The sequence below is a fragment of the Mastigocoleus testarum BC008 genome, from assembly GCF_001456025.1.
GTDB lineage: Bacteria > Cyanobacteriota > Cyanobacteriia > Cyanobacteriales > Nostocaceae > Mastigocoleus > Mastigocoleus testarum.
Genome location: NZ_LMTZ01000009.1, coordinates 1 through 22,745 on the forward strand (window position 1 = coordinate 1; position 22,745 = coordinate 22,745).

Here is a 22,745-nt window from a genome sequence, read left to right on the forward strand (position 1 = left end):
ACAAGCTATTTGCTCAAAAAACTTCGGGAACATATATAACGGTTTAGACACAAATCCTAATCCGTTTAAAATCATTGCTTTGACAACATGTCCTGCACTGACTTTTTCTCCTGGTTTTGACCCTAATAAATCATTAATTATTTCTACTAATCCAATGGAATCTACGATTCCTGCTACTATCCCTAAATGGTCTATATTTTGTATTTCAACATCTTTTATATCAAACATAAAAACAGAATTTTACAACACAATTCTGTTTAAATTCTCACATTATTATTTCGAGCAAAAATATTTTCTTACTTTTTTAAGAATCTTTTTAGCCTCATCAAAGACTTCAACTCAAAATACTTTTTGATAGATCCCAAATTTAATGAGATAACTTCCCATTAGTCTCATGAATATCTAAGTCTTGTTTAATAAATATGTACTAAAAAATCTCATCCCCTTGGTGTGTGACAGTTAGGGTGCGGAAGATGGGATACAACACTAGCTTTTCAGTAGATCTAAGAGAAGTCATAAGACCAATACAGTTCTGTTAAGAATTTTTGTAAAACAAAATCGATGTAGAGACGTAGCATGCTATGTCTCTACCAATGAATCCAGACTTGTCTGAACCGTATTAATTTGCCGGTTGCATAGGTTTTAGTATTATTTGTGAATGAAAATGAAAATTAGATGGAAAAAGAAAAGTGGGATATCGCTCGATACAGCGATTGTCTATAGCAACAAGCGATCGCAAATAAAGATTATAGATTTTTTGTAAATCATTTTGTTAAATAATTTCTCATAAAGCGAGAAGTCTTTAAAAATCATCTATTGCTCAATAAATCAAATAGTTTTCTAATAATGTTAGTTAGTAATTGCATGGAGGTATGATTTTGCTTGCAATATCCTAATTTAAAGTTGAAGATTTGACTAACTATTATTCAACTATAAAGAAAGTAATCAATCAAAATACCCAATTCACTTTCCCTCAACGAGTGTTGTTCGTCTAAAATGATTAGAAAAAAGACCCACTCACACCAAATAAACTGATATTTGTATACAACAAAAAGTTAAAGTAAATAATTAAACAGATTTGTGGAATAATGCTATGCATCGAAGACCTTAAATTCAAAAAATCACAGCACTATTTATCTTCCCGAATCATTTCTAAAAATACTCCTCTTAATTCTTCCAATGCTCTTTCCTTTCGCTTACGGAGTGTAGCAACTTTAATATTTTTACCTTTTGAAATATAGTGATTCGCAATTTCATTCCACGATAAACCTTGTACAATTCGAAGTTCTAAAAGCTCTCGTTTATATGAGGGAAGTTTGCTCATGGCTTTTCGAACTTGAGACCTGTTTTCGCTCTCCAAATCTGTAATGTCTTCACTGTTAGACATCATTGATTTAACTAATTTGGGGTCGGTTTCAAAGTCGGAAGGGTCGTGAGGGATTTTCCTAAATGCTGTAACTGGATATTCCTGGCGGTTTAGTTCTCTAATGCAGTTTAATGCTGTAAGTTTCATCCAAGCTTCTACATTTGGAATTTCCTCTTTTTTCTTAACTTTTTTGTCATACCGGGTTAGAACTTCCATGATAATTTCATCAGACTTATAATTTTTAGCCATATTAAATTGTCGTAAACGGTTTTGAACGTTCTTATACAGCGAATTCCAATTAACAACAGTATCTAGTTCTGGATATGTTCTTCGGAGTAGTTCCATATGTGCAAAAATAAAGCTTTGGGTTTTTACATATAACTGTTCCTTCATATTTTTCATAAATACCTCCTTTATAAAAAATTACTAAAACAAAAATTACATCCCTGCTTAAGGGTAGAGGAATCTTCTTCCGGGACTTTACGCAACATTTTGTCTTGTTGTATAAGCTTTTTGTGCATTCTATTAGAAAAATGATGCTTACAAGGATATTTGTGACATCATTATGCAAAATCACGTAAGTATTTTTGTACACAAAAAACTATTTAAATATTAGTTACAATTACGGTAAATATACTCTCAACCGTAGAAATACGTGTATCTGTGCTTTAAACAAACCTTTATTTTTTCGATTAGTTATAAAATTAGCCAAAATTATCAGTAATAATACTGTTTCACTAGTTGGGTTAATAGATTTAGAACAGAGGGTAAGAATTTATATCGGGACTGAAGCGGAATAAGATAAAACCTGGTTGACTGAAAGTTTATTTCTCAGGTCGGTCAGGAATACTGCAATCACCTTTCTTATTAAGTTGATATTCAAATTCCCAAAACTTAATCTGGAGTTTCCCTTCACCACAACTGGAAGTTACTATCGCTACTAAACTGGGCGCAACTATTGTTGAGGAAAGGATGATGAGCAACCAGGGTAATAAGGTAGAAGATATTTGTTTTGAAAAAGTACTTGTTGAGTTTATTGCTTTTTCGTGTATTTGTTTTTGTTGCGACTCAGATTGAATTGCACATTTCGTCTTGTTTTTCATAGCTTTTAAGTTCTTTTTTGCCAAATTCAACAGCTTTGGGGAATCTACCTCCGGGGCTTTACCTAGGATGTATGCTTTGTGCTCTACCCGTTTAGCATCCCTCACAAGAAAATGACTGTCACAAGAATGTTTGTGACTAATAAGACTTAAGTTGTTAAGTGATTTTCAGCGTTATAACAGTTGTTTTAGATACTTTTAAGATTAATTTCTATATTTAGAATTATTGACGAAATGAATCGCTTTTAAATTTTTATATGAAGGAGTATGTCACAAGTTGATATGTCCAGATCATTAAGTAATGAGTGGTCTAAAGGTCTTATAAAATCGTGAACAAACTACGATACGGTTCAATAAAGGATAAGTGTAAGTTGCTTAAAGCGATAATGCTTGCTCTGTTTGCTCTAGGTAACTCTAACAACTCCCCGGAAATATTAGGTTTTGTTCCTCGAATCGATCTACGAGATTTAAGTTTTTTGGTTTTTATTGAGTCGTATTGTCATAAATTCTGGAATTTTCTAAAACTCTACTTGAAACTGAGCTTAATAACCCGAATAATCTCCAACAGGTTTCTAGTGATAAGTCAAAGAGTCTCTGAAAATTCTCTTAATTAATAATACTTTGGAGTGTAATTAAGACCGACCTAAAAACCTGGAGTACAAACCCAGTAATTAGCGTTAAACAAAGCATATAGTCACGATTATTTCACAGACCACGGAAAACCTATCTATGAAAAATTCTCAGAAATTTGCAACCATGAACACTCAATCAAAAGAACCCCCTAACCCTATTGTCATTACTAATTTAAAGGTGGGTACAAATAAATATAGTGAAAAGGGTCAAGTGTTTGAACCAGTAAAGGAAGATTGCAGATTATCCAAAATATTAAAACCTTTTAAAAAATATCGCGATCGCTATGATCGCGTAAGACTTTTGCAAGCAGATAATAGACGACTGTTTGACTTAGTACAAGAATATTGCAGATTATCTAAGTTATTCAAGCCTTCTGAAAGAGACATAGATAAAATCGCAGCAATTTTAGAATTAGCTCAATATGATGCGGAATTGAATTGTCTGATAAATGAAGCGGATCGCTTAATTGCTTACGAACTTGAATTGCAGTCGATTTAGTTACTAAGAATGAAGGTAATTAATACAGCAGTGGCGATCAATTTCTAAGCAGTGAAGGTATTAACAATTTCTGGAGTTATTTTTGAGTAATTGTTTCCAAATGATAAGAAGCTTCAACTGAATCTTAATAGGGTGTATCTTGTTCGTTCAAAAATAGAATAGTTATTCTGCTGTAATTAGTTTGTGAGATGATGTTTTAAAAGTCCCGGAAGGTATACTTTACTGTTCTTACTCGGTTTTGCTTCAAGAAATAATCAAGGTTTCGGTCACACAACGAAATATTTCACTGTACTTACTGTAAGAGCAAAAGACTTTTAAAACATCCTCTGAGATATTTCTACATTGTTCAGTAAAATTGAATTCTATTGCAATCATATTTGATTGGTGAATAGATAAATCAATAAGAGACGTTGCAAAACCTGCGGCGTCGGTGTTAGCCTCTGCAACGCCTCTGCAATATTAATTCTTACACACAAATGATTCAGGATTGCGATAGAGAATGTTCTGTTTATATCTACAGTTAAAAAAACTAAAAGCCAGGTCTAAATTTTATTCTACTCTTTACTTCTTACTCCTTACTTCTACTATAAATACTCACAACCAGTTCCCAATTAAAACATATGGAGCCCAAAAGTAAGGAACCTGATATTCTTCCTGCTGTAATAAACTTAATTGAGCATTACGCAAAGCTTCTGCTTTACTCAAATAGGATTTAGTAAGTTGTTTATAAAACTGACCCATTAATTGAGCTGTTGAAGCATCATTTAAAGCCCATAAAGAAGCAACAGTGCTACGAGCACCTGCTTGGATTGCAACACCAGCAAGTCCTAAAGCTGCTTTTTTATCTCCGCTTGCTGTCTCACAAGCACTAAGAACCAATAATTCTATTGCATCAGCTTGAATTTCTTCTCGATTGCGAAGCCATTTATTAAGCTCATTAACCTCAATTGGTCGGTCATAAGCCAAAATAAATGTTTCGTCTGGGTCAGAACTAAATTGACCGTGAGTCGCAAAATGGACTATGGGAAAAGATTGCAACTTAAACTGTTTTTGAACAGTTTTGCTGGTAAATTCTTGATTGAGTAAAACTTTTCCTGATACTTGAGATTTAATTTCCTCTAATTCTTTTTCAACATAATCAAGCTTAGGAAAATTATGACGCTCTTCACTAAGTCCAGCAGTAATAACTTGAAGATTTTTTGTTGGTAATCGTTTGAGTTCAAATAATTCCAAGCCAAGACTCATGGCTACATTATATTTTTCTATTAGGTACTGCTGACCATCGTAAAGAGCAGCCATAGGGAGGTTACGTAAGGAACCATCCAACACAAATACTAAGGTTTTTACGTGACTGGAAGACAAATATTTTTCTGCAGGTCCGAGCAACAATTTGTATAAGGTTTGGTATTTAGCTTGAGGATCTGCACCAATTTTAAGTTCTTCAATATCGGAGCGTAATTGCTCTACAGTATTTTCAAATTCAGTTTGGGTAATTGCAGTGGTGTATCTTAAAAGCGATTTTTGGGGTAATTTCAAAATTACTTCTAATCGTTCTGGAAGAATAATTGGATATATAATCGCTGCTGTTTGGTCTTGCTTATCAACTACATCATCAAGGACAACTTTGGTTTGTAAGCAAGCTGAACGAAAAAAATTATCTAATTCTGCTAATTGAAGAGATTCTATTACTTGACGAGCATTGGTTAGATTATTACTAGTTTCTTTCTCATTTAGCAGTAAATCTGCATATTCTCTGTATATGGGTTCAATGTTCTCGCGAAAAGAAAACTGAGCATCCAGATTAAATGCAACTAAATCTGTGCGCAAGGACTTGAGAGTTTCCCAGCTTCGTTCATAAAATTTGATCGCTTGAGATATATTTTCTTGTTTTCTCAATAATCGTCCTAACTGCGATTCCCACTGAAAACTAATATCCCCAGCATTGATCGCTATGGCTTTATCGAGAGCTTGTTGGGTAAGTTTTTGTGCTTCAGGTAATTGGTCAGTTTCTTCGTACAGTTCCCCAAGAGTACCTAAAGCATAGGATAATGCCCTATTATCTGACAAATTTGTTGCTTGTTGAACCCCAATTGACAATAAGCGAGCAATCTCTATTTGCGAAGGGGTATTTTGTGAAAGGGTACTTTGTGAAGATGTATTTGTAGAAAATTTCTGATTTAATTCCTTTAGACTTTGGGCAAAATTAATTATGCAATATACAGAATCGCGACTAGGTTGTAAGTTTTTAATTTGGGACTGAATTTGGGGTATTAATATTGCGGCTGTATTTAAGTTATTATTTCCTAGATTTTCCACCAATAATTTTAATTGATTTAATTTAGCTTTGAGAGCAACAATAGGTTTTGTAGACGGAACATTTGCTGCTTGCTGATAAAATGCGATCGCGGAGGAGGTATCTTCCTGAGCTAGAGCAGTATTACCTAAACCGATCAAAATTTCGCTTTGAATTGTAATTTCATTTTGGTTAGTAGTTTTTCCCAAACGTTTTACAAGTGCTAGACTTTGCTCTAAAATTTCTCGAGATTGATTTTTATCACCAATAACTCGTAATACATCACCTAAGTTACACAATCCCGTCGCTACCAGAAAAGAATCTGGTTGTTGCTCCAATCTTGATTTGACTTGAGTTAAAGTATTCCTGGCTCTTATAAATAGACCCAATGATTGCATTGCTTGAGCTTGATTTATTTGATTGCGGATTAATTCAGAATCAAATTTTAGCTGAGAGTAAATTTTGGCTGCTTTTTTCCAAGTTTCTATTGCTTGAGAAGCTTCTCCTTGGAATAATTTGAGACGTCCTTGAATATCTAAAGCTTGGGCGTAAATTTGTGGGTATGCTTGTGAAGTATTATTTTGTAGATTGTTTTTAATATTTTCTAATAACTGGAAACTTTGTGCGATCGCTATTTTTGCTTCTTCCCACTTTCCCAAATCTTGATAAACCAAAGAAAGATTACTTAAAGTCATTGCTTGCTTTAATGAATCTCCAGTAACTTTAAACTCAGAATTTGCTTTTTTTAAAACTTTTATCGCCTCACTAAGCTTCCCATGTTCGTAAAATGCTTGACCGCGATCAACCAAATTAGAGATTTGTGACTGAGATATTTTGAGGTCAGATATTTGATGGTTTGCAGCTGCAGGTAATATCCCCAATTTAAAAGGTGGAGTTACACATAAACATGTAACCATTATTGCTAGTAAAAAATATTTCAAGCATCTCATAAGTAAATATGGCGCTACGCGCGGGTCAAAATTCATTAGCGGATCCGTAAGGTAGCGGCTTCGTAGGTAGCGCAGCTATAGCTATAGCGTGTCCGTAGGACATAAGTCAAAAGTTAAAGTTTTACTAGCTATAGGTTTTTTAGCGCGTCTATGACAAACAGCATTTGCTAACGTGTTGAGAAAATTATGTAGTCTAATAAAATTTATCAATTTCAAACTATCTAATACAAACAAATATCTAAGTTATTATTAATAACCCAAAAACTACAGAACATCCCCAGAGAGATGTTCGCAGCTAAATCTATTGAAAATTACTTATTTAGTTTGTAGAAATTAGGGATAGTAATTGAACCAAATCACAAATCCCATAAATTTCATAAGTTACAGAATAAAGCTTTGAGATTGACTACAAGCCAAGTAGTTTGTCTGAAAGGAGGTGACTCCAAAATATTTATGAATCAATTTGACGTTTTGTACTCCCACTTGACTTATGGGTGCTGGTTTCATTTCCCCACGAAAATCTAAAATTTGAACAATGACCAAGTATGCTAATGCTAAAAGTATGGAAAGTGCACCCGTAATAATCGCAACGATTTTTCCTCGGTTCATTAATAATTACCTACAACTCGAATTGCTTTTAAGTCTATCTTAATCTGCGATAATTGTTTAGATAATTAAAGCATAATATTTTTATTTTTACTATCAAAAACTAGAACTATCAAAATATTTATTGATGCTGTACTTCAGAAATAAAATATAACTAGTAATTAGTTCTGTTTGTCGAAAACCAAAAAAAAATTGAATAAAATTATAGATGAATTGCTTACTTTCATGTTTAAAATTAGGTCTTATAACTAGTGCTTCTTCCAAAAAAATTAAGTGTGATGAATAATTATAGAATAAAGATTCTCTAGCTAATTTGAAATAGCATAACGCAATGGCATCACAATACATATCGGATAAATTATGAGATTTTAATAGCTGATTTTCTAATTTTTTTAAAACAATATGATGACCTTCTAACCATCTAGATTTAGACGTAGTAGAAACAGTAACGTTACCGTATCTCCGATAAATTGAGTAACAACCTGCTTGGTATGCGACCTTTGCACCATTCATAACTACAGAAATAAAAAAGTCTTTATCCTGTACGATCGCTAGATTTTCATCCCAACCACCACTATTCTCCACAGCACTTCTGGTATAAAGTACGGAAGCGACAGCAGTCCACCAATTAGAGATAAGAGATGCGAGAATATCTTCTTGCTGTCCCGAAATTTTAATTTCTTCGAGAATACTCGTACCATCAGGTAAATTTAGTTGATGTCGCCAATCACCGTAAACCACATCATTTCCTGTCAATTCTAGAAAATCAACTTGTCTAGCAATTTTTTCTGGGAGAATGTAATCATCAGCATCTAAAAATTGAATATATTCCCCTTTTGAGATTGCAAAACCACGATTTCTTGCACAGCAACCTCCTCGATTTTTAGGAAAACTTTCCCAAATAATTTGATTTTTGTAACTTTTGATAATACCTAAAGAATTATCAGTGGAGCCATCATCAATAACAATAATTTCAATGTGGGGATAGGTTTGTTGTAAGCAACTGTTGATAGCTTCTCTCAGCCACTTTTGGCTATTAAAACACGGTATGATTATTGAAACTAGCTTATGCAATTTTTGCATATTTAATATATTTTATTCTATATTACGTAGTAATAAGTTCAGGATACTAGTAAATGCTGTTTGTCCTATGGACACGCATTTAGCCTGCGGCGACGGCAGATAAGCAGGTAACGGCTCCGGATAATTATAGTCTCTAGCTGTGCTACCTACGGATTCACTAACATCGTAGACGCGCTAAAAGCTATGAGTCGCAAATTTTTACTTATTACATAATAAGAACTTAGATACTGTAGAAGACGCGATATATCGCGTCTCCGTAACTCCTTAAAACCAATATTTTCAAGTGTTGCTAAAGATTATTTTTATTTATCTCTACACACGACTAAATTCTCGGAAATTATCCATTTTCCCCAGTAATTAGCAAATTGAAAGTACTTAACCTACGTTGGATTCTGTGATATTTTTCCTGAAAAAATCGCTTTAAAATTTCAATTGGAGCTAACGGAAAGGTCCAGCATAAACTTAACAAGGCTGCACGCTTTTGACCAAGTTCCTTTGATTTAACTACATGAGCGTACACAAAATCAACAAACGTCTTTGGGTGTGATTTAAATAAAGATTTATGCTTGCGTACCAAACGAATGAAATCGACTTGACGATGGGATGGATTACGCGAAAGTCGGGAACCAGAGTGCGCTAATTGTTTATAGGTCACTACAGGTATTCCCAAGATAGAACAAACCGGATTTAGTCTCAAAAACATCTCTGTATGTTCGCGGGTCTGGAATGTCTCATCATAACCTGCAATACCAAGCAAAGTATCGCGCTCGATAAACAGTGTCTGCTTTGATAAAAATGACTTTTCAGGAGGAATTTCTTCAAGAAAAAAATGTTTACCGCGTGGAAGAGTAGGAGGAACACGCCGTTCGAGAACTTCACCTTCCGCATTTACGACTTCCTTCGTAGATAACACCGCTATTGGTTTTGGAAGTTGTGTATCAGCAATCGCCTTAAGACATGCTGCAGCCATGTAAGGTAATAACCTATCATCATCATCTAGATAAGTGATCCATCTTCCACGTGCAGCTAATGCTCCAGCGTTGCGAACTGCTGCAATACCATTATTTTCAGATTTCCTAATTACCCTTAATCGAGGATCGTCAGCTAAATCTACTGGAGGTTCTGAAGCATCATCAATAACAATAACTTCTAAATCCTCAATAGTTTGCTCTAAAGCACTCTTCACTGCATGGGGTACGAGATGTTGCCGATTGTGAGTAGGAATAATTATGCTAATTAAGGGATTACCCATTATTCAATTCGGAATTTATTCGTTCATAAAATATTCTCTAGATTATAAATACAATAGGGTAAAAAACACACAAAATTTGTATAAAGCCAATACAAATTATTTACTAACAACTGCCCATTCACGCGGTTGATAAAATAAACATCTACTCACTGTTCTATTACTTTTAACAGTAAATCTAAAAGAATCAACAATATCAAAGGAATAAACGCCTTTTCTTATGTATATTTTTGCACTATATATCCCAGGAGTTAAAGTGCAATAGGGCATGTGCATTTGAATCTCAGATCTACCTTTGTTGATACTTAAAAGGTTATTATCACTATTAGAAGTAATATATAAGACTAAGCCCATTTCTCCCGAAAGAGATGTTATTAACATCCCTAAGTTAGCCCCATCAATGTCCTCGTGGGCTTGACATTCCGCACAAAAATAAGCTGATTCTCCAGACCACAAATTATCTAAAGTATTACCCTGGGGATCTTTAAAACTGAGAGAAAGAATATCTAAACCGTTACTTTCTGCTTTCGGTTTGGGAGACAATACCATTTGACCCAAAGCGTTATCTGTACCGCTCAAACAAAGGTCTTCTTCGTATCTACGAATTACTGATTCTGTTTCTCCATAGGTAATTAATTGACCCTTGCGCAAATAAACGGAGGATTCGCAAACATTGAGAATACTATGGGAGTTATGGGAAACTAAAATAAAAGCTGTACCTTTTTTGCGGATTTCTGCCAACTTGCGATGGCATTTCATTTTAAACTTAATGTCCCCTACAGCTAACACTTCATCGATTAGCAAAATATCTGGTTCGATGTGGACAGCACAAGCAAATCCTAACCTTGCAGCCATACCGGAACTATAGGTTTGTACCGGTGCATCAATCGCTTCTGCTATTTCTGCAAACTCTACAACTTCGTCAAATCTTTCTCGTATTTGCTGGGTGGACAAACCCAAAATTGACATATTCGCATAGATATTTTCTCGGCCAGATAAAATGGGATTGAATCCTGCTCCCAGTGCAATTAAAGGCGCAACTCTTCCTTTAATTTTAATTGAGCCTGTATCTGGTTTAATTAAGCCACTGATAATACGCAGTAAGGTACTTTTCCCTGCACCGTTTGATCCTACTAAACCTAAAGCTTCACCTTTTCGTAGTTTAAAGCTGACATCCTTAAGCGCCCAAAATTCTTTAGTGCGTAAAGTGTCACTTCTCCTACTTCCACCAGTTAGTTCTGTGGCAATATCTGTGACACCATAAAACAAAGAGCGTTTTAAATCCCGACAAAATTTCTTGGAAACATCGTTTATCTCGATAACAGCTTCATTGTCATCTTTTGGTGCAACTGCTACTTCTTTATCTTTTAAACTAGTCATGTTAGGAACTTACTCTTTCAACCACAAAAGGCATAGCTAAACGAAATCCAATCCAGGTTAAAAATAAACCCACAATAGTGACAAGACTCACTACCCAAAATCCCACAGTTTGAGTTAATAATCCAGTGGTTGCTAACTCTCTGGTAGTAACTAATAGGGGGGTTACTGGGTTAAATTTGACCAAAAATCCAAACACTCCATCGTTAGGAACCGGATACACCACAGGAGTTAAAAACAACCAAAATCCAGTTACCAGCGTTAAACCTTTGGATATATCTTGATATAAAACCCCAAAAGGAGATAGCATCACGCCGATAAATGTTCCAAACATAACCAAGTGTATTAATGCCACAGGAGCTAAAATTACTGACCAGGTTATGGGAATTTGAAACCAAATAAATAAAGCAGTAATTAAAATTAATTTTATTGAAAAGTTAAAAAATACTTCTCCCAATTTTGACAATATTAAAGCTTCTCGAGGAAACTTAACCCTGGCTAACATTGGCTTGGCTGTTGTAACCGCTTGAATTGGACCACTAATTGCTTCCACAAAGGTTTGCCAAAGAGCAGTACTAAACATTACGTAAGCAGGGTAAGGTAAGGAAGTTTCACCCACATTAATGACTTTGGCTTCATTGGCTAAATTAAATCCAGCAGCCATGACAATCGGCGGAATAAATGCCCAAATAATTCCTAAGAAGGACTGACGGTATTGGGCGCTAATATCCCTGACCATCAGTCTCCAGGCAAGTTCGCGAGAAGCTAGTAAATCTAGCCACATTTGTCTCAGTAATTGCCGAGGATGTCGTAATTGACTTTCGGGTGTATAAAATTCTTCTGGTCGTCTCGAAGGCTGTAAATGTTTACGTCGTTTCAATATTTATGACCCTTTATTAAAGTTTGTAGTTGTTAATTCATAATGAGATCCGCCCTGACGGAGGAACGTAATTTGTAGTTCGTGTAGGGTTAAGATTTTAGGCAAGGACATTTCCTGTGATCTAAGCAAAATATAACGCCCTAACCTACATGCTTACTCCTACAGTTTGTAACTTAAACTTGCTATAGCAAGTGCAAATTACGTTAGCGCAGCGTGTCCGTTAGCCCGCACCTGACGGTGTTCAGCGTAGCTGCGTCAACAAACGGCTCCGCCGCGTACGATAGGACATATTACGAGTTACAAATTATGACGATGCTGTTGTAACTGTAGATTGCTGAGTTTTTGTAGTCGATATCAGTTTATTAGGTAAATACTTGTTCGCGTAGCGATTTGTGACAAATTTATTAAAGAATTTATCTATCGGTTTGAGGATTTTACCGAATACGCGAGCCAAAGAACGATTACCAAAGGCTAATTTACGAGACAAAGGATCGACAATTGTCATCCGTCTGCGCCAACCCAATCTGTTGTATTTATTTTTAAAATATTGATCTTCTGTTGCATTCCACTTTTCGCGCAGACGTTTTAAGCTGTTGAGTTCCCAAGCATCGCTCCAACGCAGCATGTAGTAGTGCAAATCTGAAAATTCTAGGGGTGGTCCAGGAACATAGGTGACCAAAGAATCGGGTTCTAAATAAATACTACCTCCCGCCTCAGTTACCAACATGCATAAATCAACATGCTCTTTTGTATTAAACAACTGTTCGTCTAAAACGCCAATTTTATCGAAGATATCTGTCCGTACCATCATGCAGTGAAACTCTGCTAACCCAGTTTTTTCACGTTTTAACTGCGGACGTATTTGCTCGACTTTACGACCTTGTTTGTATATTTTCTCAATAATTTGACGCCTGACATTTCCGTCTTTCTCAATGACTTTTACCCCTGATTCACCTCCAGCACAATGAACCTCCGTATGCAATGGCAAAAATTGACATACTAAAGGACTAACAACTGTTGCACCTGTAGATTCAGCACAGTCAACCATAGCTTTCAACCAGCCAGGAGTAACAGCTACATCATTATCGATAAAAACAATATATTTGCTTTTTACTTGGCGCAAACCTAAGTTACGAGCGTGGTTGGGAGAAAGGTAACAGTCAGTACGAATGTGCTGAAAGTTCTTCTCTTTGGCTTTGCTGGCAATATAATTTTTTATATCTTTGGGAGAGCCGCCATCTACATAAATTAGTTCGAATGGATACTCTGTATGTTCGTAAATACTTTCTAGAGATTCGCGGGTGTAGCTGAAACGTTCTCTGGGAGCAACGACAATTGTTACATCTTTTGCTGTTGTGTTTGAAAGGCTCATGACTTAATCCTTGCTTAATAACTTAATTTAGACTTCGGTTCAAACAAAAAATACCTGTGTGGATTTGTATTTCTCAGCTGTTTTAACAACTTCTAATTTATTGGGGAGTCAGGGAATAAGTCCGCACTGTTTCTGATACAGTAGGTAGCTTATCTATTGAGACCTGATGATAGATCCGCTCTAATTCATCATTAAGATTATTGATATCATAATGTGCTTCTACATATTCTCGACCGGATGAACCCATGCTCGACCAAATCTCTGGATGCTCGATCAGGTAGATTAATTTTTCTGCGATCGCAGTTTCATCTTTTTCCGGGACTAAAAATCCTGATACTCCATCTTTAACTAATTCTGGTATCCCACCATGAAAGGTACTAACCACAGGTAAACCCATAGCCATGGCTTCTTTTAAAGTATTTACTGGAGCGTCTTGATTCCCATCACTAGCGGTGACACTAGGAGCAACAAATATGTGAGTCTTATTGAGAACTTCGATGATCTCCTTTTGATTCATCCAACCCAGTAGTTGTACTTTATCACCGATATTAAGTTCTTGAATAACTTGCTCAAAGTGTTCTTTTAAAGGTCCGTCCCCAATAATTTTAAATTCAACATTTGGTTGAAATTCAGCAACTTTAGCGATCGCGCGAATGGCATATTCTATGCCTTTTTTCTCTACGAGACGACCGGTAGTTGCAATCTGAATTGTTTCCCCAGGAGTAATGTTGCGAGTTTGAAAAATAAATCGACTGCAATCAATCCCCGAACCGTGAACAACTATTTTTTTCGGGTCACAACCCAATTTAATCGCCCGTTGTCGAAAAAATTCGCAGTTTGCGAGGAAGAAATCTCCTTTAAGTAACAGTTCATCGTATACATCGTTTCCTTCTTCCTGGAGATAGTAACTGATATCATAGCCACGAAAAGATGTAATTAATTTGCCTTTGAGAGCCCCAATATCCCGGTATAACATCCCCTCAAGACCATGCATCCCAAATTGACAATGAATTATATCGTAGGGTTCCGACTCTAACATTTGTACTATCGAGTACATTAACCTTAAAGACAGAGCCTTTTTGCCGTATTTTAGAAAGTTAAATGAGTACAAAAAAGCTAAAGGTGCTTTATGGAAGTTTGTTATAAATAATCCGAACCCTTTAATCAATCGCCACAAATAACTTCTTGGTGCTTGCTCCAACAGAGTTGTTTTTTCAAGCAAATTATACTTAGTTATATCAGTATGATATTTCGACATATTACCGCGATTTTTGGTATATATGTGAATATCATGTCCGCGATTAATCAAACCCACAATTTGATTAACAATGAAGGTTTCTGAAATTACAGGGAACGTATCTACCAGGAAAGCAATTCTCATGAAAATTATGCTGCTAAGTGATTAGACTAAATCTCAATGTTCTCGGTTCAATTTATTCTTTGGGGTTGGAAACAAAATAAATACTAAAAATAAGTATTAAAAATAAATATTAAATATAAATATTAAATATAAAAAATCCTCTAAAAATATAAGTCCCTCTAGCTTGGGATTAAATACTTGAGATTGACTGTTAGAGAATCGACTGATTTAAATATCGAGTTAGTGAAATAATCAACATTTTTTGAAGACAAAACCCCAATCTTGATTGCGTATAATATAAAACAGGAAATCTAGTAATGTATTACCGGTAGTTAATTTCGCTCCTAAACATACACCAAATCTGCAATTAAATATTAGGTAACAATTGCAAAGATTAATTTTTTTTAGAAAAAAAAGCAACCTAAAAAAAACAATTTTTATGAGATGTTTAATTTCAGGCTGAGAATAAAATATTTTATTAAAGATATTTTCTGTTTGGCTTAACTATTTTTATCGAATAAATCGTTCGCACTAAAGAATTATTTTCTTCGAATTATAGGTGTAATGAGAGCGAACACTCTGTCTGGAGAAATAGAAAAATATTCAAACTAAATATCTACTGGATGCTGACCATAAAATGGTAGTGCTTCCGACCATAGAGGAAATTTATCCTTGCACCAGTCAATATAAGCTAAATCTAAAATACTAGTGACTGTTTTTGCTAACTCAGAATTAGCTTCAAGCAGTTGATAGTTCAGATTAAGTTTCGACAATTTTTCTTGCCAACTTTCAGGAGTTAATACTGTATCTGGTAATAAAACTTTAAATGGGGAAATATTTGGTGTAGTTTGATAAATAGCTGTGAATAATTTACCTCTTTGTGCTGGCATTTGTACTGCTAACGTTTTTTCACCTTTGCCCTTATTAAGCTCGAGATTGGTAAGATAATGCCAAGCAAACGCAGCTAATGTGGAGATACCAAATACAGGGATGTCTAATTGTTGTCCTAAAGTTCTAGCAGTCACCATCCCAATTCTCGTTCCTGTGTAACCCCCCGGACCTTTGGCGACAGCAATAAAAGCTAAATCTTGCCATTGTTGTGGTTTAATAAATTCGATCAGGCATTGGTGCATCTGGCTGGATAACTCTCGTTCTAGATTCCAAACCTTAGAACGCTTATCCCCTCCGTCAAAGTTACTAATTGCTAAACCTAATTCCGGAGTTGTAGTATGTAAGGCTAAAACATACTTTTTAGATTGAAGATGCTCTTGTTTTCTGCTCAAAGGTCAACTAGAGATTAATTAGAATTAAATTATTTTACCGGTTAATTTAACCATGTGAGTTTGACAATCGGCAACATCTGGAGAACTTTTGGAAAAGTATTAGTTTTAGGTTTGTTTCAGCAAAAGAGCCCAAACGAAGCCAGCAAAAATTAAGAAACAATTAATTTTACTACCGATAAACTTAGAGACCGCAAATTAGGAAACAGAAAAAAAGAAAGCAAAAAATTACCCAATAATCTTATGGCGTTAACGTTTTTCTTTGAGAAGGTGGATTAAATTTAGATTAAACGAGCTATGGAATTTTGGGTACTTGCGATCGAATCTAAGGTACTTTTAGCATTCTCTAAAGCAGCATTATAAAAATTTGTAATTAAGTTGGTATTGCTTCACCAGGACGTAACCTAGACCATTTTCCAGCATCTTTCTTAAAGCTAAGACAGCCAACCACATCCCATTCCATTTCAATTATGTCTTCACGGGGACGAATATTTACATTGATGGATGGTTCATTAGGTTCAAAATCAGGCTCCTCAGTTAAATGAGGTTGCTGATGCTGGGTTTCTACTGCATTGTAAGTGACACAGCGATCTACATAGTGGCAGTTGACACAAATACACATAGGGAAATCAACTCCAATACCTTTATTGTTAATCTAGCTTAATAACTGGCTTTATTACTAGCCGGAAGGTTTATTTTTATTACAATGTCAAACTTCCTTAATTCTCTCGTCTGTCCGGGAAATTGTCCCTTTGACTTAGAACTTTTACCAAAGCCAGCTTACATTGTTGGCGGTGCAGTGCGGGATGGGCTTTTAGGTCGAAAACGAGAATATCTAGATTTAGATTTTGTATTACCTGGCGATGCTGTGGGTGTAGCGCGTAACATTGCTAAGCATTATCAAGCTGGGTTTGTTTTACTTGATGCAGAAAGAGAAATTGCTCGCGTAGTTTTTCCCAACGCAACAGCAGATTTTGCTCGACAAGAAGGAGATACTCTGGAAGTTGATTTGCACCGACGCGACTTTACAATTAATGCGATCGCCTATGACCCATATAGGCAAAAAATAATCGATCCACTCAAAGGTGAAGAGGATATTAAAGCAGGTATTCTGAGGATGGTATCACCTGCAAATTTACAAGATGATCCCTTGCGATTATTACGGGGATATCGTCAAGCATCTCAATTGGGTTTTAGCATTGAAGCCAAAACTCAAGCCGCTATCTGTTCCTTAGCTTCACATGTTACTTCATTAGCTGCGGAGAGAGTAAGGGTAGAAATTAGTTACATGTTAACAAAACCTGAAGGAACTCCTTGGTTAAAAAAAGCTTGGGAAGATAATTTACTATCACCATTTTTTAAAAGTGCTACTCCCGAGCGCGTAGCTAAATTGATGGAGGTGGATCGAGCTGCTTCCTTACTCGCTCAAAGTTGGATGGAGTTAGGGAAGAAATTTCCAGAATATATTCGGGATACCGTCAAAACCACTTGGCTGGGTATTGCTAAACTTGCGATGCTCGCAAGCCCAGATCCAGAAGTAGCAGAAATTGAGTTACAAAACTTAACTTATAGCCGTGCAGAAATTAAAGCTGTTACCACTGCTCTGAAATCCTTAAAAACCTTGAATTCAGGTGAGATGTCCTTAAGAGAACAGTTTTTTTTCTTCCAAACAGCGGGAGATGTATTCCCAACTACAACAATTTTATTTATGGCAGATAATAATAGGGTAGAGGCGATCGCACCCTTGATCGCTCGCTACCTTGACCCTGATGATCTGGTTAGTCATTCCACTCAGTTAGTGAGTGGTAAGGATATTATATTATATCTAAATATACCTTCTTCGCCACTAGTAGGGGAATTGTTGACAGAAATCAAAGTGGCACAAGCTGAAGGCAAAGTATCTACGCCCCATGAAGCTATAGAGTTTGCCCGTCAGCTAATAGAAGATTGGAATTAATTTGATTGGGTCGTTTACAGTGGATTTTCCCACGCGATCGCAATATTTTATCGCAATATTTTTAGGAACTCTCTGTTAACTAACAGCAAAGAACAACATTGAAGAATTTCTGTGCAAATGCGAGATTATTTCCAGAAAAAGATTAATTTTGTGTGAACGAAGGTATTGGAAGTGTTGAAATTGCAAAACAATCATTCATTCACAAGGTTATTTGCTTCAAATAGTAGTTGTTAATTATACTAACTAGTGAACTGTTTGTGTAATTAATTGCACTTGAAGTAGTATTTTTAAATGTTATTTTTTTCAGTAAGAATACCGCTTTATATTTACTTTTAGTTATAGTAAATTCAAATTACAAACTTTAAATTTTTGATTTGATATATTATTTTCATTAAAAAGCTTAAGGGTCAAAAACTTTATTTTAATAAATCTAGTAAACCTTAGTATTCTATTTTTCACAAAACTAATTCTGATTTTTGCCTTGATTTTTGTAGATAAAGTAATTTCCTTTGTAAATTATTTTAGATGTTTTTATGGATAAACAATCCCGATATCAACTGAGAAAAAAAGAGATTTCAGAGTTCATTATTAAAAATAGAGAAACATATAAAAAAGATAAAAGACTTCTATTTTTAATCGCAGCTTTTTGGGGTTTGCTACTTTCTCCTTTTCTTGGGTATCAAGTCATTATGTTGTTAGCAATAATGTTTTGTTTTTATAAGGTATTAGTCAATTACCTTACCTGGTAGTTTCTAAGTTGATAAATCCTAGCTACCCCTCAGAATTCCAACGATTGGAGTTAGCGTGCAAATTTAAACTACTGGCTTTTAATTATTTCTACTCATAATATAGGTAGAACATAGTTTATATAATTGTAGTTTAACCATATGAAGGTATTTAACCATATTGCTATTTCAATAGTCATATTTGGCGTGGCGATTGGGGGGAGTTTGCCAAAATATGCTGTGGCTGCATCTTCCGAGCAGGTTTGTCGAAATGCGATCAAACAAAAGCTGAAAGAAACTGACTTTGGTTCTCGGGGAGCTAATATTGCCAAACCTATTATTATTAGAATTGCTGAGCCAGAATTAATTAAGACAATTAAAGATGTCAATCAAGGAAATATTTCCCAAGAAGATATTCCCGACCGGATCCAAACTGACATCTCAAATCATTCTTTCTTTGTAAATAATCCTTTTAATATTCCTATTAATAAAGAAAAAGTATCTGCCAAAGTTGCGGGGGAAATTAAGCCTTTATTAAAGAAGGAATGCAAGGGAGTAAGTTGAAAACAAGGAACCTTGCTATCTCTGTCCTTTACGGATCATACTTAATCCATACAAGTAAAGTTCAGCAATAGCGTAAATACGAGGAGGAGAATCGTTTGGACGCGAACGTTCTGTAAAAATTCCAGCGTCAACCATATCTTTAATACGAAGGGCTAATTCTCCATCTTTAATACCCCATATTTCAGTCAAGCGATTTTCATCGATAGGAGAACGTTCACTCTGTAATTTATTGAGATATTCAACCAGTTCAGGATATTCGTTACGTACCTCATCTACTCGTTGCTGAGAAACATAGGGAAAAGCATCAATTAAAGCTTTTGGACGTAAGACGATCTCAGAACTATATTCTGTGGAGAAATCCTTTTCACGTTTAACTGCTTCTTGTAATAGTAGGATTAAACTTCTAGGGAAGCAGTTTTTTTGTCCATCAGCGATACGAGTGCGAACCCAGTTATAGGTGTAAGCCTTTTTTGTGCGACCCATCCGCTCACCCCATAAAGTATATAAGCTGGTACGTAGTTGCTCTAAATTAATTGCATTAAGTCGAGCCACGGTTACCCCAAATTTTTGTTCTAAAAATTCACTTAAAGTGTTAGAACTCTTGAGAGCTTGACGTAGTACTACTCTCCAGAGGTCAGTTTCATCCCAGCGTAATTGAAGCGAACGCCCAGTATAGTGCCCTTTGTTAGTGAAGTTGAGCTGATTCCAAATATCTTCACGCAAAAATATTTTAGGAACTATTGATTTTAGGCTTGTCCCGCTTTCTAAACACCATGCTAATAATGCTTCGAGGGCTTTTCTTCTTCTAATATAATCTTTATTTGTCGAACCAAAGCCAGCATCTAGTTCATCGTAAAGCAGCCACACAACTTTTTTATTATCTCGTAACCAGCGATCAATTAAACGCAGTTCATCAGCTGCTTGGGAAGCTGCTTGCGGAGATTGGGCGCGTTCAACCAACCAAGATACGATCACAGAGTGTTGAGGATCGTCTTGAGCACTCAGTGTAAGTAACTCTCGATCTAAACTATTAAGCGAACGTAACTCAGGCAAACGGTGGCATAATTGCAAAAGTGCGTAATTTATCCAGAATATAGACCAGTTGTCTTCACCCACTTGTTGCTCGTAACTAGCTAGATCGCTACTTTCTAGGATCGGTCCTCCTAATCTGGGTTGACCGTGAGCGGCGATAAAATCAACGTTACTTAAATTTACTTCATAATGAGCCTGTTCTTTTGCTTTATCTGGTTGCTCTACAAATAATCTGAACAATAAGCTTTTACCTGTTCCTTTCGCACCTCGAATTAGCCAGTTTTTATTACTTAAAAATTTAGGAAAATCTTCTGTACGTTGAAATATATTCGGTATATTCTCAGCTTCTAATTCTTGTGCCGTTGCTGCATCAAAGCGTAATTCATTTAAAATATTTGTACGGTTAAAAATATTTGTATTAGTCGCTAATTCAGTCTTAACATCTGCCAAACTAGCCTCAATAGCATCAGCGATTGGCAAATAGTTGGTAAGTAAACTGTTTGGTAGATTTACCAGACTAGACAAAGTTGTAATATTAAGATTATATGGAATTTCATAATAAAGCTCTTTGATAGTTATTTCATCAGGTAAACCCCAATTATCTGCAATCCAATCTTCAACTTTTGTTATCCAAGCTTGGTATTGCTGTGATGCTACTGCAGGCATAGGTGTAAGTAGAAAGCGAATATCGGGTTTAGCCTGATATTGGTTTTGTTTTCGAATACCTTGCACAACCCAACGTAGTCCTTCAAAGCTTTGATCGGTGGGTGAAAAGCAAATGATTGCAGTATCTGCTAAATCGAAGAGCGCGATCGCACTTATATCACTGAAGCCAGGACGTGCATCAATCAAAATTACATCTGGATTTAAGGAAGTTTTTATATCTTCCATCAGCTGTTCGATTGGATTATTTGCACCCTTATAAAAATTTTCTAAAGTTTGTCGGTCAAGATCGGCTAAACGATGTATGTAATTTTCATCATATTCTCCAACGGGAACTAAAAAAAGTTCGCCACGAGTAGGTAACTTAATTTGAGAAATACAACTTTCTATTTTGGGAATATTTTGATCTGGTGTTAGATAGCGTTGATGTAAGTAATCTAAAACGCCATATTGTTCTTCATTGATTTTTTCGATATCGGGGTCAAATAAAATTGAAATTCCAGGTGCTTCTAAATCAAAATCTACCATCACAACCCGACGATTACGAGTTGCGAGAACACCTGCGACCATTCCCAAAGCTGTGGAACGACCCACACCTCCTTTAAAAGAGTAAAAAGTAACAATTTGAGGTGTTTTGGTCGGGTTATCTTCATCTAAAATTGCTGGTTGGTCAGGTTCTGGAGCCATTAAAATATCTGACCACAAAGGTAATTGTATATATTCTGGAGAATTATCAGTAACTTCTTTTGGAGTTAGTAGATCGTAGCCAGCAATTGGGTATTGACCAAGATTAGTATTTATGACTTTGAGAAGCTTATCTGTTTTTTGTTCTCGTTCTTCTAATGATTTATTCTCGAAAGAATTTGTAATTATCCGAATGTTTAACCATCCCAGTGATGTACGTTTAACCTTTATTTGTGCTTCTGGATCTTCACGCTTGAACTCACGATTTAGATGTTCTTCAATATGAAGGGGCGATGTAACTTGGTTAATCATGATGTCTCCCCTTGTTGACTCATTAGCAATCCATGTAATGTTTTCACTGCTTGTATGAAGCGTTGACTTTCTATCTCATCTCCCATTTTTTCGGAATAGCGTAATTCGTCATTACGCCACAGGGATGAAACTGTATTCCACGCATTACGATAAACATTGGTGCGATCTAAAGCAATAGCACGTTGTAATTTAGGCAAATCCCTCGATAATTTTGTCAAACTATGTAATTCTGAACCTTGTAGACCATTTTTAAATATTTGAGTATCCTTAAAGTTATTTTTAGCTTCCATGTAACAAATTAAGGACTTCAGAGAGCATTCAATCGCGTAACCACCAAGATAAATAGAACCAGCCCAACGCTTACAGCCATGCAAAGCGATCGCATCTTCAAGTCGACGACGAGAAGCACCTAGTTGACAACGTCGATCAAAAGTGTCTGCCAAATAAATCTCCTTCAAAACTATTCTAATTTTTTGGTGAGTTGCTAATTTCTAGCATAAATCTTAAAACCTTTTAAATTAGCAACTGTAGTTATTATGAACTATTAAACCCTCACCCCTTCCAACTCTTCATCGCTCAAATCATACAATTCCCGCAAATTCTGCAATTTATCATCACTGACTATTCCTTAGTGTCATTTTTATACTTGAAAATCACACTTCAAGTTAAAATAAATGCATCCAGCAAATGATTTGAAATCTGAATTGCGAAGTACTATCCCAAAGGTACTCAGATGAGACCGAAGAAAATAACGTTAATGG

Annotated in this window: 18 protein-coding genes; 3 read left to right on the forward strand and 15 right to left on the reverse strand. The window is 35.6% G+C overall.

Annotation, left to right across the window (positions count from 1 at the left end; all coding sequences use genetic code 11):
- The 3 genes from BC008_RS02725 to BC008_RS02735 form a co-directional block, all read right to left on the reverse strand.
- Positions 1 to 228, reverse strand: a 228-nt coding sequence (locus BC008_RS02725) for a DUF4277 domain-containing protein (RefSeq protein ID WP_153009509.1), incomplete at its 3' end; no start/stop codon positions are given.
- Between the two features lie 901 nt (positions 229 to 1,129).
- Positions 1,130 to 1,768, reverse strand: a complete 639-nt coding sequence (locus tag BC008_RS02730) for an RNA polymerase sigma factor (RefSeq protein ID WP_027842481.1) — start codon at positions 1,766 to 1,768, stop codon at positions 1,130 to 1,132.
- A 422-nt stretch (positions 1,769 to 2,190) separates the two neighbouring features.
- Positions 2,191 to 2,469, reverse strand: a complete 279-nt coding sequence (locus BC008_RS02735) for a hypothetical protein (protein ID WP_153009510.1) — start codon at positions 2,467 to 2,469, stop codon at positions 2,191 to 2,193.
- 726 nt (positions 2,470 to 3,195) lie between these two features.
- On the opposite strand from BC008_RS02735, the gene BC008_RS02740 reads away from it, so the two are divergent.
- Positions 3,196 to 3,597: a hypothetical protein gene (locus BC008_RS02740; RefSeq protein ID WP_036265075.1), complete on the forward strand. Its 402-nt coding sequence runs from the start codon at positions 3,196 to 3,198 to the stop codon at positions 3,595 to 3,597.
- 594 nt (positions 3,598 to 4,191) lie between these two features.
- Here BC008_RS02740 and BC008_RS02745 read toward each other — a convergent pair.
- From BC008_RS02745 to BC008_RS02790, 10 genes are all read right to left on the reverse strand, one after another.
- Positions 4,192 to 6,807, reverse strand: a complete 2,616-nt coding sequence (locus BC008_RS02745) for a CHAT domain-containing protein (RefSeq protein WP_058183079.1) — start codon at positions 6,805 to 6,807, stop codon at positions 4,192 to 4,194.
- A gap of 414 nt (positions 6,808 to 7,221) precedes the next feature.
- Positions 7,222 to 7,449 carry a hypothetical protein gene (locus BC008_RS51115; RefSeq protein ID WP_058183081.1) on the reverse strand — a complete coding sequence of 76 codons (228 nt, stop codon included), beginning with the start codon at positions 7,447 to 7,449 and terminating at the stop codon, positions 7,222 to 7,224.
- A 93-nt stretch (positions 7,450 to 7,542) separates the two neighbouring features.
- Positions 7,543 to 8,529, reverse strand: coding sequence for a glycosyltransferase family 2 protein (locus tag BC008_RS02755; RefSeq protein ID WP_036265077.1), 987 nt, complete (start codon positions 8,527 to 8,529; stop codon positions 7,543 to 7,545).
- Between the two features lie 337 nt (positions 8,530 to 8,866).
- Positions 8,867 to 9,781, reverse strand: a complete 915-nt coding sequence (locus BC008_RS02760; RefSeq protein ID WP_027842485.1) for a glycosyltransferase family 2 protein — start codon at positions 9,779 to 9,781, stop codon at positions 8,867 to 8,869.
- A gap of 96 nt (positions 9,782 to 9,877) precedes the next feature.
- Positions 9,878 to 11,158, reverse strand: coding sequence for an ABC transporter ATP-binding protein (locus BC008_RS02765; RefSeq protein WP_027842486.1), 1,281 nt, complete (start codon positions 11,156 to 11,158; stop codon positions 9,878 to 9,880).
- Position 11,159: 1 nt separating this feature from the next.
- Complete coding sequence (locus tag BC008_RS02770; protein WP_027842487.1) at positions 11,160 to 12,035, reverse strand: ABC transporter permease; 876 nt, start codon at positions 12,033 to 12,035, stop codon at positions 11,160 to 11,162.
- 304 nt (positions 12,036 to 12,339) lie between these two features.
- Positions 12,340 to 13,407: a glycosyltransferase family 2 protein gene (locus BC008_RS02775; RefSeq protein WP_027842488.1), complete on the reverse strand. Its 1,068-nt coding sequence runs from the start codon at positions 13,405 to 13,407 to the stop codon at positions 12,340 to 12,342.
- 97 nt (positions 13,408 to 13,504) lie between these two features.
- Positions 13,505 to 14,788, reverse strand: coding sequence for a glycosyltransferase (locus tag BC008_RS02780; protein WP_027842489.1), 1,284 nt, complete (start codon positions 14,786 to 14,788; stop codon positions 13,505 to 13,507).
- Positions 14,789 to 15,375: 587 nt separating this feature from the next.
- Complete coding sequence (gene tsaB, locus BC008_RS02785; RefSeq protein ID WP_027842490.1) at positions 15,376 to 16,050, reverse strand: tRNA (adenosine(37)-N6)-threonylcarbamoyltransferase complex dimerization subunit type 1 TsaB; 675 nt, start codon at positions 16,048 to 16,050, stop codon at positions 15,376 to 15,378.
- 370 nt (positions 16,051 to 16,420) lie between these two features.
- Entirely contained in the window at positions 16,421 to 16,669 is a 249-nt protein-coding gene (locus BC008_RS02790) for a Ycf34 family protein (RefSeq protein ID WP_058183083.1), read from the reverse strand.
- A gap of 84 nt (positions 16,670 to 16,753) precedes the next feature.
- Here BC008_RS02790 and BC008_RS02795 point away from each other — a divergent pair, with 84 nt between their 5' ends.
- Positions 16,754 to 18,004 carry a tRNA nucleotidyltransferase/poly(A) polymerase family protein gene (locus BC008_RS02795; protein WP_027842491.1) on the forward strand — a complete coding sequence of 417 codons (1,251 nt, stop codon included), beginning with the start codon at positions 16,754 to 16,756 and terminating at the stop codon, positions 18,002 to 18,004.
- An 887-nt stretch (positions 18,005 to 18,891) separates the two neighbouring features.
- A complete protein-coding gene (locus BC008_RS02805; RefSeq protein WP_027842492.1) occupies positions 18,892 to 19,293 on the forward strand; it encodes a hypothetical protein in 402 nt (133 codons plus the stop codon).
- Between the two features lie 15 nt (positions 19,294 to 19,308).
- Here the strand turns inward: BC008_RS02805 and BC008_RS02810 are convergent, their stop codons facing one another.
- Both BC008_RS02810 and BC008_RS02815 read right to left on the reverse strand, forming a co-directional pair.
- Positions 19,309 to 21,984: a tyrosine-protein kinase family protein gene (locus BC008_RS02810; protein ID WP_027842493.1), complete on the reverse strand. Its 2,676-nt coding sequence runs from the start codon at positions 21,982 to 21,984 to the stop codon at positions 19,309 to 19,311.
- Positions 21,981 to 22,427 carry a hypothetical protein gene (locus tag BC008_RS02815; protein WP_027842494.1) on the reverse strand — a complete coding sequence of 149 codons (447 nt, stop codon included), beginning with the start codon at positions 22,425 to 22,427 and terminating at the stop codon, positions 21,981 to 21,983. Before BC008_RS02815 ends, BC008_RS02810 begins: the two co-directional genes overlap by 4 nt.
- Positions 22,428 to 22,745 lie beyond the last annotated feature (318 nt).

Bases quoted from the DNA above. Each gene is read 5' to 3' on its own strand.
- BC008_RS02730 (WP_027842481.1), bottom strand. From the start codon at position 1,768: ATGAAAAATATGAAGGAACAGTTATATGTAAAAACCCAAAGCTTTATT.
- BC008_RS02735 (WP_153009510.1), bottom strand. From the start codon at position 2,469: ATGAAAAACAAGACGAAATGTGCAATTCAATCTGAGTCGCAACAAAAA.
- BC008_RS02740 (WP_036265075.1), top strand. From the start codon at position 3,196: ATGAAAAATTCTCAGAAATTTGCAACCATGAACACTCAATCAAAAGAA.
- BC008_RS02745 (WP_058183079.1), bottom strand. From the start codon at position 6,807: ATGGTTACATGTTTATGTGTAACTCCACCTTTTAAATTGGGGATATTA.
- BC008_RS51115 (WP_058183081.1), bottom strand. From the start codon at position 7,449: ATGAACCGAGGAAAAATCGTTGCGATTATTACGGGTGCACTTTCCATA.
- BC008_RS02755 (WP_036265077.1), bottom strand. From the start codon at position 8,529: ATGCAAAAATTGCATAAGCTAGTTTCAATAATCATACCGTGTTTTAAT.
- BC008_RS02760 (WP_027842485.1), bottom strand. From the start codon at position 9,781: ATGGGTAATCCCTTAATTAGCATAATTATTCCTACTCACAATCGGCAA.
- BC008_RS02765 (WP_027842486.1), bottom strand. From the start codon at position 11,158: ATGACTAGTTTAAAAGATAAAGAAGTAGCAGTTGCACCAAAAGATGAC.
- BC008_RS02775 (WP_027842488.1), bottom strand. From the start codon at position 13,407: ATGAGCCTTTCAAACACAACAGCAAAAGATGTAACAATTGTCGTTGCT.
- BC008_RS02780 (WP_027842489.1), bottom strand. From the start codon at position 14,788: ATGAGAATTGCTTTCCTGGTAGATACGTTCCCTGTAATTTCAGAAACC.
- BC008_RS02790 (WP_058183083.1), bottom strand. From the start codon at position 16,669: ATGTGTATTTGTGTCAACTGCCACTATGTAGATCGCTGTGTCACTTAC.
- BC008_RS02795 (WP_027842491.1), top strand. From the start codon at position 16,754: ATGTCAAACTTCCTTAATTCTCTCGTCTGTCCGGGAAATTGTCCCTTT.
- BC008_RS02805 (WP_027842492.1), top strand. From the start codon at position 18,892: ATGAAGGTATTTAACCATATTGCTATTTCAATAGTCATATTTGGCGTG.
- BC008_RS02810 (WP_027842493.1), bottom strand. From the start codon at position 21,984: ATGATTAACCAAGTTACATCGCCCCTTCATATTGAAGAACATCTAAAT.